Origin of the sequence: Amycolatopsis vastitatis (genome assembly GCF_002234595.1) — a bacterium.
Taxonomy (GTDB): domain Bacteria; phylum Actinomycetota; class Actinomycetes; order Mycobacteriales; family Pseudonocardiaceae; genus Amycolatopsis; species Amycolatopsis vastitatis.
The window spans coordinates 307,807-319,771 of sequence record NZ_NMUL01000023.1; the positions used below are offsets into that span (position 1 = coordinate 307,807).

9 protein-coding genes are annotated in these 11,965 nt (G+C 68.0%); 5 read left to right on the forward strand and 4 right to left on the reverse strand.

Translation table 11 applies throughout. The features are described 5' to 3' along the window. Positions 1–3 precede the first annotated feature (3 nt). Positions 4–1,674: an ABC transporter substrate-binding protein gene (locus CF165_RS24180; RefSeq protein WP_167441551.1), complete on the reverse strand. Its 1,671-nt coding sequence runs from the start codon at positions 1,672–1,674 to the stop codon at positions 4–6. A 205-nt stretch (positions 1,675–1,879) separates the two neighbouring features. Continuing rightward, complete coding sequence (locus tag CF165_RS24185) at positions 1,880–3,136, reverse strand: ROK family transcriptional regulator (RefSeq protein WP_093949823.1); 1,257 nt, start codon at positions 3,134–3,136, stop codon at positions 1,880–1,882. Positions 3,137–3,258: 122 nt separating this feature from the next. Between CF165_RS24185 and CF165_RS24190 the strand changes: the two genes are divergently transcribed. Next, entirely contained in the window at positions 3,259–4,494 is a 1,236-nt protein-coding gene (locus tag CF165_RS24190) for an ROK family transcriptional regulator (protein ID WP_093949824.1), read from the forward strand. On the opposite strand, the gene CF165_RS24195 is transcribed toward CF165_RS24190, so the two are convergent. Further along, positions 4,495–4,692 (reverse strand): hypothetical protein, encoded by a 198-nt coding sequence (locus tag CF165_RS24195; RefSeq protein WP_093949825.1) that lies wholly within the window; start codon positions 4,690–4,692, stop codon positions 4,495–4,497. A 600-nt stretch (positions 4,693–5,292) separates the two neighbouring features. On the opposite strand from CF165_RS24195, the gene CF165_RS24200 reads away from it, so the two are divergent. From CF165_RS24200 to CF165_RS24215, 4 genes are all read left to right on the forward strand, one after another. Next, positions 5,293–6,504, forward strand: coding sequence for a glycoside hydrolase family 16 protein (locus tag CF165_RS24200; protein ID WP_093949941.1), 1,212 nt, complete (start codon positions 5,293–5,295; stop codon positions 6,502–6,504). A 98-nt stretch (positions 6,505–6,602) separates the two neighbouring features. Continuing rightward, entirely contained in the window at positions 6,603–7,646 is a 1,044-nt protein-coding gene (locus tag CF165_RS24205) for a glycoside hydrolase family 75 protein (RefSeq protein ID WP_240521759.1), read from the forward strand. Further along, a complete protein-coding gene (locus CF165_RS24210) occupies positions 7,643–9,490 on the forward strand; it encodes a ricin-type beta-trefoil lectin domain protein (protein WP_240521760.1) in 1,848 nt (615 codons plus the stop codon). The genes CF165_RS24205 and CF165_RS24210 overlap by 4 nt, the downstream gene beginning before the upstream one ends. Beyond that, positions 9,487–10,839: a chitinase gene (locus CF165_RS24215; protein WP_093949826.1), complete on the forward strand. Its 1,353-nt coding sequence runs from the start codon at positions 9,487–9,489 to the stop codon at positions 10,837–10,839. The genes CF165_RS24210 and CF165_RS24215 overlap by 4 nt, the downstream gene beginning before the upstream one ends. Positions 10,840–11,207: 368 nt before the next feature. On the opposite strand, the gene CF165_RS24220 is transcribed toward CF165_RS24215, so the two are convergent. Next, positions 11,208–11,930, reverse strand: a complete 723-nt coding sequence (locus CF165_RS24220) for a GntR family transcriptional regulator (protein ID WP_093949827.1) — start codon at positions 11,928–11,930, stop codon at positions 11,208–11,210. Between the last annotated feature and the right edge of the window lie 35 nt (positions 11,931–11,965).

Sequence of the window (11,965 nt, forward strand, 5' to 3'; positions counted from 1 at the left end):
CGATCAGGCCGCGGGCTTCAGGTGCAGGACGATGTCGAGCGCGTTGCGCAGGGTCGGCTGGGCCGGGCCGTACGGGTTGGCCTCGTCCGGCCAGCCGACCCAGTTCTTCGTGCTGTACTCGCCGCCGGAGTTGGCCGCCGACGTGGGGACCATCGGCTGCTGCTCGATCATGATCTTCTGCAGCGTCGCCATCGCCGCGGTACGGGCGGCGTCGTCCTCGGCGTTCGCGTACGTCTCGAGCGCCTTGGTCGCCTCGTCGTTCTTGTAGCGGCCGTAGTTGCCGTTGATGCCACCCTGGCCGGTCGGCTTGTAGCGGTTGCCGTCCATAACGTCGCGGTACATGTCGTACGGCGTCTGGCCGTCGTTGGTCCAGTGCATCAGGCCCTCGAAGTCACCGGTGTCGACCGACTTCATCCACGCGTCCTGGTTCATCTTGTCGACCGTGGCGGTGATGCCGATCTGCGCCAGGTTGTCCTTGATGATCTCGAGGTCGGTGATGTAGTCCGACCAGCCCGACGGGACGGTGAGCTTGAGGGTGACCGGCTTGCCGCTCGGGTCGGCCAGCTTGTCGCCGGTGAACTTGTAGCCCGCACCGGTCAGCAGCGACTTCGCACCCGGGACGTCGACCTGGACCGACTGTCCTTTGTACTGCGGCGCGATGAACGGGTCGCCCGCCGGGGTGGGGATGCCGGTGACCTGGTCGTTCTTCGGGTAGAAGTAGCCGGCCTCGCCCTGGTTGAAGATGTCGTCGCGGTTGATCACCTTGTTGACCGCCTGACGCAGCTTCGCGTCGTTCCAGGGCGCCTTTTCGGTGTTGAACCACAAGCCGTGGACGGCCAGCTGCGCGGGGAACCACAGCTTGTAGTGCTGCGGGTCCTTGTTGGTGTAGACGGCCTTGTAGTTCGGGATGAACACGAAGCTCCACTCGGAAGCCCCGTTGACCAGCGCGTTGACCTGCGCGTTGTTGTCGGTGTAGGAGGTGTAGCGGATCTCCTTGACCTTCGGCGCTTCCTGCCAGTAGCCGCTGTCGCGCCGCGTGACGATCATCGTCTGCGGGGTGGCCGACTTGAGCGTGTACGGCCCGGTGCCGATCGGGTTCTTCACGAGGTCGAGCGCCGGGTCCTTGATGCCCTGCCAGACGTGCTTCGGCACGACCAGCGTCTGGAGGATCTTGACCTGGTTGACGAACTGCGAGTTGTCGAAGCCCAGCGTCACCTGGTTGCCGGCCGCGGTGATGTCCTTGTACGGCACGGCGTCGACGTTCAGCGCCTTGTTGTCGCGCAGCAGCTGGAAGGTGTAGGCGACGTCCTCGCCGGTCATCGGCTGGCCGTCGGAGAACTTCACGTTGTCACGGACGGTCAGGACCAGCTTCTTGTAGTTGTCCGACCAGTCCCACTTCGTGGCCAGCCACGGCTTGCCCGGCTCCTGCGGCTTGACGCGGTTGAGCATGACCAGGGGCTCGTAGATCATCCACCGGTAGCCCATGTTCGACAGGGCGGACGTCTCCAGGAACGGGTTGTTGTTCTCCGCCTGCGGGCCGTCGGGCTTGCCGACGCTCAGCACGGCGTCCGGGTTGCCCTGGGCGGCGTTCGAGCTGCCGCCCCCGCACGCGGTGAGACCGCTCAAGGCGGTCACGGCTACTAGCGCTGCGACGATGGAGCGCTTGACTCGCATCCGTTCCTCCTGGTCATCGACGACTGCTTGCTGTCGACTGGTAGCGAGCCCCGACCGCCGGCGACCGAACGACGTCCCGAAGTCAACCCGGGTGACTCCGGTCACGTCAATAACACGGCGGTAACGTTTTCTACCTAAGTTTAAGTACTGAAAGAATGGGCGGTCTGGACCTATTGCTGGACGCAGTCCTTGCACCGCAAGGGTTTCAGCCGGTCCGTCCGCCGTTCGCCAGCAGCTCGGCGATGGGCAAGGTCGCCGCGCCGAGCGCGACGGCCTCGGGCCCGAGCGCGCCGAGGACGACCTCGGTGCGCTCAGCCAGGTAGTCGAGCGCGTGCCGGTCGACGGCGTCGCGCACCGTGGGCAGGATCGCCGGTCCCATGATGGCTCCGGCCGAGCCGGAAAGCACCACCCGGTCGGGGGTGAGCAGGTTGATCAGGTTGGCGATGCCGATGCCGAGGTATTCGCCGGTCTCGGCGAGCACGTCGGCGGCCGGGCCGCCCTCCGCCGCTTCGGCCACGATCCGGGCCAGTTCGGCGTCACTTTCGTCCCCGATGACCGGTTCCTTGCCGACGCGGCCGGCGTATTCCCGGACGACCGCCTCGATGCCGACGTAGGCCTCCAGACAGCCGTGCGAGCCGCACCGGCACGCCGCTCCGGCCGCCTTGACCACGGTGTGGCCCCACTCGCTGGTCGTGATGCCGGGGTGCGACCGGCCCGCCGTCGCGACGGCCGCCCCGACTCCGACGCCGAGCAGGGCGACGATGGCGCGCCCGGCGCCCCGGCCGGCGCCACGCCACATCTCGGCCTGGCCCAGGGTGCGAGCGCGGTTGTCCAGGTGCACCGGCATCGTTCGGGGGGTCCAGGGGGGCTTGCCCCCCTGCTGGGGTTCGGGGCTCGGCCCCGAAGGACACAGCGCTTCGATGTGCGGGTGGATGAGGTCGGCGAAGTTCACGCCGCGCCAGCCGAGGGTGGGCGCGTGCACGATCCCGCCGTCGCGGACCGCGCCGGGCACCCCGATGCCGACGCCGAACACCGCGTCCGGGTCACCGTCCTCGAGCACTTCGGCGATGCCGGTGCGCACCAGCCCGGCCACTTCGTCCGGGTCGAGCCGGGTGCCGACGAGCGGGTGGCGCACCGTCCCGAGCGTGCCGAGAGCGCAGTCGAACAGACCGACCTCGACGTGCGTCTCGCTGACGTCGACGCCGACGACGTGCCCGAAGTCCGGCCGCACGGCCAGCAGCGTCCGCGGCCGTCCGCCGTCCGATTCGACCGATCCGGCCTCGGCGACGACACCCTCGGCGATGAGCTCGGAGACGACGTTGGTAACGGTGGCGGCCGATAGTCCCGATTCAGCTACCAGTTCCAGTCTGCTGACCGGGCCGCGGAGGTAGAGGGAGGAGAGGAGCGCCGCGCGGTTGTGCCGCCGGAGGTCTCTGGTCGTCTGGCGCACCACCTGGGTCACCAGGAGGATTGTGCCAGACGCGCGCTGGTTCGGAACTTAGTTCACTACTTAATACATAGCCACAACTTAAGGTGATCAGGCATCCTGTCACCAGAGCCGGTAAGAGTTCAGATGGGTTGCCCATGGCGAGCAAGCGCACCACCGTCCGTGATCTGCGGCGGCACAACCGTTCCCTGCTGCTGTCGAAACTGTACTTCGACGGCCCGCTGTCGCGGCACGAACTCAGCCAGCTCACCGGATTGAGCGCCGCCACGGTGAGCAACGTGACGGCCGAACTGGGCGAAGAACGCCTGATCACCGAAGCGGGCCAGGTCGAATCGGACGGCGGCCGTCCCCGGGTGCTGCTGCGCGTGGACCCGGCGTACGGGCACGTCGCGGGCGTCGACATCGGCGAAACGGGCGTCAAGGTCGAGCTGTTCGACCTGGCGATGAACCGGCTCGCGACGGTCGAGCACCCGCTGCCGAAGGCCCCCGACGCGGCGACCGCGGTCGAGCAGGTGGCGTCCGGCCTGCAGGAGGTGTTCGCGAGCGCGGGCATCGACGAATCGAGCGTGCTCGGCGTCGGCATCGGCGTACCGGGCACGGTCGAGCAGGGGGCGCGGGTGCTGGTCCACGCCCCCACGGTCGGCTGGGACGCGGTGCCGTTCACCTCGCTGTTGCAGGACGCCGGAGTGGGTCTGCCGTTGTTCGTGGACAACGGCGCGAAGACCCAGGGCCAGGCGGAGATGTGGTTCGGCGCCGGCCGCGGAGCGCGTCACGCGGTGATAGCGCTGATCGGCTCGGGCGTCGGCGCGGCGGTGGTGACGGACGGAACGACCTACCGCGGCTCGACGAGCAGCGCGGGCGAGTGGGGCCACACGACGATCGCGTACGGCGGCCAGGAGTGCCGCTGCGGCGCGCGCGGGTGCCTGGAGGCGTACATCGGCGCGGGCGGGGTCCTGGCGAGGTATCGCCGAGCGCGCGGCAAGGAGATCGCGGGCGAGGACGAGCAGGCCCAGTTCGCGGCACTGTTGGCTTCGGCTTCGAAATCGAAGACGGCGGCCCGGGTACTCGACGAAACGGCGGGCTACCTGGGCGCGGGCATCGCGAACTTGATCAACTTGTTCAACCCGGAGCGCATCGTGATCGGCGGCTGGGCTGGGCTGGCACTGGGCGAGCAGCTGCTGCCGCGGATCCGCTCGGCCGCGGGAGAGCACGCACTGAGGCACCCGTTCAGCCAGACGTCGATCCAGCTGGGTTCGCTGGGCCTGGACGCGGTGGCGACCGGCGCGGCAACGCTGCCGGTGGCGGACCTGCTGGAGCAGGGGGCGACGCCCCGGATCGCGAAGCCGGGAGCCCCGGACTCCGACGCGGCGTGACTACCGGCGACCCTTGAACCAGGCGTAGAGGAGGCCACCGCCGAGGAACGCCCCGCCCGCGAAGATGACGACGCCGCAGACGAGGTAGAGGGCATCGGTCTGCCGGACGGCCATGACCGCCCCACCGACGGCACCGGCCAGCAGCGCCAGCGCGGCAGCGAGCGTTCCTGGCGGCGGTGCGGGCTTGTCGTGCGCCATCACGACCTCCTTCGCCTCAAAGCCCTGCCCTGACGCTGCACCACCTCGGCACCGCACCGGCCCTGGCGGGCGCACCAAACTCGGCAGCGCACCACGCCCGGCAGCACGTCACGCCCGGCAGCACATCACCTCGCCAAGCAGGACCCACCCTCCCAGGGGGTCCATCCCCGCTCCAGCGTATCGACACCCACCGACAAAAGAGCCACAAAAACCGGCGCCAAGACAGAGCCATCCACAACTCGGCAAGGCTGTGGACAACTTCGGCGAGCACCCGTCCGGATCATGCCCGCCGGCGCGCCGATGCACCGCTGAGCGGGAACTCGAACCGACCCCGGACCAGCCACCCACACACCCTTAATTCGAGTTGAAAAAAAATGACCGCCGGAGTGTTGCCCGGCTTGTCTGGACCATGCATACTTTGTTGCCAGGCACAACAAAGGCACCCGGATCACGCTGCCGCCCGTGCACCGTCGCGCGGGCCCCGGCGAGCACACGCACGGCCACGCCTGCCGCCGCCCCGGCACGCGAGGCCACCTCCCCCTCCCCGCGTTCCGTGCTGCGCGCGGAACGCCGGTCCCCACGGTGAGAGAGGCGACAATGATGTCCACCTCGAAAAAGAACCGCTGGGCGGCACTCTTCGCCGCCTGTTCGCTGCTCCTCCTCGGGCAGCAGATCGTCAACCCCGTCCCGGCCGCCGCCGCGGCCACCTTCACCGATGACTTCAACGGCCCCGCCGGCGCCGCGGTCGACGGGTCGAAGTGGCAGCTCGAAACCGGTGACAACGTCAACAACCACGAGCGGCAGTACTACACCTCCGGCACCAACAACGCCCAGCTCGACGGCCAGGGCCACCTCGTCATCACCGCCAAGAAAGAGAATCCCGGCAACTACAACTGCTGGTACGGCCGCTGCGAGTACACCTCCGCGCGGATGAACACCGCCGGCCGGTTCAGCCAGGCCTACGGCCACTTCGAGACGCGCATGAAACTCCCGCGAGGGCAAGGCATGTGGCCGGCCTTCTGGATGCTCGGCGGCGGCAACTGGCCCACCGACGGCGAAATCGACATCATGGAGAACGTCGGGTTCGAGCCGAACACCGTGCACGGCACCATTCACGGGCCGGGCTATTCCGGCTCCGGCGGCATCGGCGCGGCCTACAACGGTCCGAACTTCTCCGACGACTTCCACACCTACGCCATCGACTGGGCCCCCAACCAGATCAAGTGGTACGTCGACGGGAACCTCTACGAGACTCGCACGCCGTCCGACCTGAACGGCAACCGCTGGGTGTACGACCACAACTTCTTCCTCATCCTCAACCTCGCCGTCGGCGGGTACTGGCCCGGCGATCCCAACAGCAGCACGCAGTTCCCGCAGCAGCTGGTCGTCGACTACGTGCACGTCACCGACACCTCCAGCGGCGGCAGCGGCCGGACCGGCACCATCACCGGCATCGGCGGGAAGTGCGTCGACGTCGCCGGCGCGAACACCGCCAACGGCACGCCGATCCAGATCACCGACTGCAACGGCAACGCCGCGCAGAACTGGACCGTCGGCACCGACGGCACGATCCGCGCGCTCGGCAAGTGCATGGACGTCTCGGGCGCGGGCACAGCGGACGGGACACCGGTGCAGCTCTACGACTGCAACAGCACCGGCGCCCAGCAATGGGTCGTGACCGGGGCGAGAGACATCGTGAATCCCAACGCGAACAAGTGCCTCGACGCCACCGGCAATTCGAGCGCGAACGGCACCCGCCTGCAGATCTGGACCTGCGGCGGCGGCGCGAACCAGAAGTGGACCACGCCCTGACCCACCCTCGTGAGTGCGTAACAGTGTTCTAACACTGTTACGCACTCACGACCCCCTTCCCACAAGGAGTTTCAGTGCGGCGAATTATCGTCGCGCTAATGGGGTGTGCCCTGTTAGCGCTTTCCTCTCTGACGACCGGCTCTGCCCAGGCGGCGGCCGAAGCCGGTCCGTCCGCGAGCCAGCTTCTCGCCAAGACGCAGAACTGCCAGCAGATCTCGAACGGGAAGTATTCCTTCGACGAAGGTGGCGCGGCCACCGTACCCGTCTGCCAGGCCAACGGCGCGGTGTTCTTCACGGCCGACATGGACGTCGATTGTGACGGCGTCCGGACGACCCAGTGCAACGAGAACACCGACTGTTGCTTCTATCCGGATACCGCTTTCCATACTTCGACCGACCAGCCGCTCAACGCGGCACAATTGCCGTACATCGTGCTGCCGCAACCGACGTCCACATGGGACTATCGCAATTACGGCATCGACGGCGGTTCGGTGGTGGCGGTGATCTACAACAACCAAGTCACCTACGCGGTCGTCGGCGACACCGGCCCGACGAGCATCATCGGCGAGGCGTCCTACGCCACCGCCGTCAACCTCGGCATCAATCCCGACCCGAAGAACGGCGGCACCGAGGGCCCGGTGACGTACATCGTCTTCCCGAACACCCGCGTCAACCCGATCGAAAGCCACACCAACGCCGTCAGCCTCGGCGAACAGGTCGCGACGCAGTTCGCGGGCGGCACGACCCCGCCGCCCGCGCAAAACGCCGGGCAGATCACCGGCATCGGCGGCAAGTGCGTCGACGTCGCGGGCGCGAACAACGCCAACGGCACCGCGGTCCAGCTCTACGACTGCAACGGCACGAGCGCTCAACAGTGGACAGTCGGGACGGACGGCACGATCCGCGCGCTCGGCAAGTGCCTCGACGTCGCCAGCGCGGGCACGGCGAACGGAACTCCGGCCCAGCTCTGGGACTGCAACGGGAGCAACGCCCAGAAGTGGACGGCCAACGGATCGCGGAACCTCGTCAACACCGGCTCCGGCAAGTGCCTCGACGCGACCGGCAACTCCAGCGCCAACGGTACTCGGCTGCAGATCTGGACCTGCGGGTCCGGCGCGAACCAGAAGTGGACGCTCCCATGAGAAAACTGCTCACCCTGGTCGGCGTCACCGCGCTCACCGCGGCGACGTTCGCCGCCCCGGCACAAGCCGCCGGCGAAACGGTCAACGTCTGGCTCACGACCACCAGCGACTCCGGCGGCCGTCAGGTCACCCGCGGTCTCCAGCAGCAGGCGCCGATCACGTTCGCCGCGGGCACGGGTACCGGCGGTGTGACCGTCAACGTCAACGAAAACACCACGTACCAGCAGTTCGAAGGCGGCGGAGCGTCCTTTACGGACACCGCCGCGTGGCTGATGAACTCGAGCGGCGCGCTTTCGCAAGCCACTCGCGACGACACCATGCGCAAGCTTTTCGACCCGAACAGCGGCATCGGCCTGAGCTTCATCCGCAACCCGCTCGGCGCGTCCGACCTGGCCCGCTACAGCTACACCTTCGACGACATGCCCGCCGGCCAGACCGACCCGAACCTGACGCACTTCTCCATCGCGCACGACCAGGCCGACGTGCTGCCGCTGACCAAGCAGGCCAAGCAGCTCAACCCGCAGGCCAAGGTGATGGCGTCGCCGTGGAGCGCGCCGCCGTGGATGAAGGACAACGACAGCTACCTGCTGGGCTGGGTCGAATCGCAGTACTACCCGGCCTACGCGCAGTACTTCGTCAAATACCTCCAGGCCTACCAGGCCGCGGGTGTGCCGATCGACTACGTCTCGATGCAGAACGAGCCGACGTGCTGTTCCAGTTACCCGTCGACCAACTGGAACGGCGCCGGCCTGGCCTACTTCGCGAAGAACAACCTGCTTCCCGCCCTGCAGAACGCCGGACTGTCCACCAAGGTCTTGGCGCTCGACTGGAACTGGGACACCTACGCTTCCTACGGCGCACCGACGATGGACGACGCGGCGATCCGCACGCACCCGAACTTCGGCGGCGTCGCGTGGCACGGCTACGGCGGCGACATCGCGCAGCAGACGACCGTCCACAATCAATACCCGAACGTCAACGCCTACTCCACCGAGCACTCCGGCGGTACCTGGATCTCGAACCAGCAGGCCGAGGACATGAACAACATCGTGGACTACACCCGGAACTGGTCGAAGAGCTTCGTTAAGTGGAGCCTCGGCGTCGACCAGAACATGGGCCCGCACAACGGCGGCTGCGACAAGTGCACCGGCCTGATCACCGTCCACAACGGAGACTCGCGCAGCGGGCAGGTCGACTACACCGTCGAGTACTACACGATGGGCCACCTGACGAAGTTCGTGAAGCCGGGCGCCTACCGGATCGACTCGAACGACAACTCGACCGTGCGGAACGTCGCCTGGAAGAACCCCGACGGATCGAAGGCGCTGATCGCGTACAACTCCGGTACCGGCAGCCAGAGCGTGCGGGTGAACTGGGGGAATTCGTCGTTCACCTACGCCCTGCCCGGTCACACGTCGGCGACTTTCACCTGGAACGGCGACCAAGGTTCAGGCGGCGGTAAGACCGGCCCGATCACCGGCCTCGGCGGCAAGTGCGTCGACGTCGCGGGCGCGAGCAGCACCAACGGCACCGCGGTCCAGCTCTACGACTGCAACGGGTCGAACGCGCAACAGTGGACAGTCGGCACCGATGGAACCCTGAAAGCGCTCGGCAAGTGCCTCGACGTCACCGGGCAGTCCACAGCGGACGGAGCACAGCTCCAGCTCTGGGACTGCGGCGGTACCGCCAACCAGCGGTGGGCGGCCACCGCGGCCCGGGACATCGTCGGCGCGGGCTCGAACAAGTGCGTCGACGCGACCGGCAACTCCAGCGCCAACGGCACCCGGCTGCAGATCTGGACCTGCACCGGCGCCGCCAACCAGAAGTGGAACGTGCCCGCATGAAGATGACAGCGACTTTGAGCGCACTCGTCGCCGCATCGGCGATGGTGCTCGCCCCGGGTGTCGCGCAGGCGGCGACCGGGCCGATCACCGGCCTCGGCGGCAAGTGCGTCGACGTGGCCGGCGCGAGCAGCGCCAACGGCACCGCGATCCAGCTCTACGACTGCAACGGCACCAACGCTCAACAGTGGACGGCCGGGAGCGACGGATCCCTCCAGGCGCTGGGCAAGTGCCTCGACGTGACGAGCGCGGGCACGGCGAACGGCACGCAGATCCAGCTGTGGGACTGCAACGGCTCGAACGCCCAGAAGTGGACGGCCAACTCGGCGAAGAACCTGGTCGACACCGGGTCGGGCAAGTGCCTCGACGCGACCGGCAATTCGAGCGCCAACGGGACACGGCTGCAGATCTGGACGTGCGCGAGCACGGCCAACCAGCAGTGGACGCTGCCCAGCGGCGGCACGACGCCACCGCCCGGCGCGATGGCCGTCGCGCCGTACCTCTACAACGGCTGGGGCGACCCGCCGAACCCGGCGACGATCATGAGCGCGACCGGCGTCAAGTGGTTCACGCTGGCGTTCATCCTGTCCAACGGCTACTGCAACCCCCAGTGGGACGGCGGCCGGGCGCTGACCGGCGGCGTCGACCAGAACACGATCAACACCGTCCGCGCGGGCGGCGGCGACGTGATCCCGTCGTTCGGCGGCTACTCCGGCAACAAGCTGGAGTCGTCGTGCGGCAGCGCGGGCGAGCTGGCGGCGGGCTACCAGAAGGTGATCAACGCGTACGGCCTCAAGGCGATCGACATCGACATCGAGGCCGACGCCTACAGCAACGCGACGGTGCAGCAGCGCACGGTCGACGCGCTGAAGACGGTCCGGGCGAACAACCCGGGCATCAAGATCTACGTCACGTTCGGTACCGGCCAGTCGGGTCCCGACAACAGCCTGGTCAACCGGGCGGCTCAGGCAGGCCTCACGGTCGACGGCTGGGTGATCATGCCGTTCGACTTCGGCGGCGCGGGCCAGAACATGGGCACGCTGACGCAGCGGGCGGCCGAGGGGCTGAAGAATGTCGTCAAGTCGGCCTATGGCTACGACGACGACACGGCCTACCGGCACATGGGTATTTCGTCGATGAACGGCATCACCGACAACAGCGAGACGGTGACGCTCGACGACTTCACCACCATCCTGGGCTACGCGAACACGCACCACCTGGCCCGGCTGACGTTCTGGTCGGCGAACCGGGACCGCCCGTGCCCGGCCGGGTACCCGAACAACGACACCTGTTCCGGCGTTTCCCAGCAGGCGTGGGACTTCACGAGGATCTTCGCCCACTACGCCGGCTGATCCGGGGCTGCCGGGCCGCGGCACTGGGGGAGGCGGCGACCCGGCAGCGTGGTCCGCCTGCCGCTGGGGGTCCCGGCGGCGGAACCGCATCGAGGTTATCCAGCGGCGATCGAGACGGGCTGGTGCTCGGCCCGTCCGGCCGTCAAGCGTGCCCGAACGCGCAAGAGGCGCGGACCAGTGCACCGGGCCGAGCGCCGCCGGCCGACTCCGGGAGGGCGGGGTTCCGGCGCAGTCCGCCTACGGACGGGTCCGCAATGTCGTGAACGACTCTTTCCTGTCGTCAGAGGTCATGAACGACTCGTTCATGACCTCGAGCGAGTCGCCGGCCGGCGAAGCGTCACCACCCCTGCGGAAGAGGGCCGCTCGGCCTACTCACCCGCGATGGCCGCCCGGGCCGCGGCGGCGCGGTCCGCGTAAGCCGCTACCAGCTGCTCCTCCGCGTCCTCGAGGTACTTCATCAGCAGTTGCTCCGCCCCCGGCCCGTCGCCGGCTTCGAGGCGGTCCAGGATTTCGTGGTTTCGCGGCAGGTACCTCTCGTGGAACCTGCGTGGCTCGGCCATGATGTGGAACACCAGCCGCAGCTCCGCGGTCAGCCTTCCGACCAGCTCGTTGACCCGCTCGCTGCCGGAGAGCGCCGCCAGCTCCTGGTGGAACCAGACGTTCGCCGTGCCGAGGTCCTTCCAGTTGCCGGTGCGGGCGGCTTCGTCGCCGATCTCCACCTTCTCGCGGATCCTCGAGAACGTCGCCGGCTTGGCCGTGACTCCGCGGACCGCCGCGCACTCGATGATCTTGCGCACCCGGTAGATGTCGACGACGTCCTCGACGCTCGGGATGCGGACGAAGACCCCGCGGTTCAGCTCGTGGGCGAGCAGCCGCTCGTGAGTGAGGAGCCGGAACGCCTCGCGCAGCGTGTTGCGCGAGACGCCGAGCGCGTTGCCGATGTCCTGCTCCGACAGCCGGCCGCCCGGCAGGAAGAAGCCCTCCGCGATGCGCTTGCGGAGGACGCCGGCGACCCGCTCGGCCGTGCTCTGGCGGGTGACCAGGCCGCGATCGGCCTCCAGGCCCGTGACGCCGCTGTCTTCGATGACCACGTGACCCAGGGTACCCGCCACACAGGGGACGATCC

Excerpts from the sequence above, each read along its gene's own strand:
- CF165_RS24180 (WP_167441551.1), bottom strand. The coding sequence starts at position 1,674 with ATGCGAGTCAAGCGCTCCATCGTCGCAGCGCTAGTAGCCGTGACCGCC.
- CF165_RS24190 (WP_093949824.1), top strand. The coding sequence starts at position 3,259 with ATGGCGAGCAAGCGCACCACCGTCCGTGATCTGCGGCGGCACAACCGT.
- CF165_RS24195 (WP_093949825.1), bottom strand. The coding sequence starts at position 4,692 with ATGGCGCACGACAAGCCCGCACCGCCGCCAGGAACGCTCGCTGCCGCG.
- CF165_RS24200 (WP_093949941.1), top strand. The coding sequence starts at position 5,293 with ATGTCCACCTCGAAAAAGAACCGCTGGGCGGCACTCTTCGCCGCCTGT.
- CF165_RS24205 (WP_240521759.1), top strand. The coding sequence starts at position 6,603 with ATGGGGTGTGCCCTGTTAGCGCTTTCCTCTCTGACGACCGGCTCTGCC.
- CF165_RS24210 (WP_240521760.1), top strand. The coding sequence starts at position 7,643 with ATGAGAAAACTGCTCACCCTGGTCGGCGTCACCGCGCTCACCGCGGCG.
- CF165_RS24215 (WP_093949826.1), top strand. The coding sequence starts at position 9,487 with ATGAAGATGACAGCGACTTTGAGCGCACTCGTCGCCGCATCGGCGATG.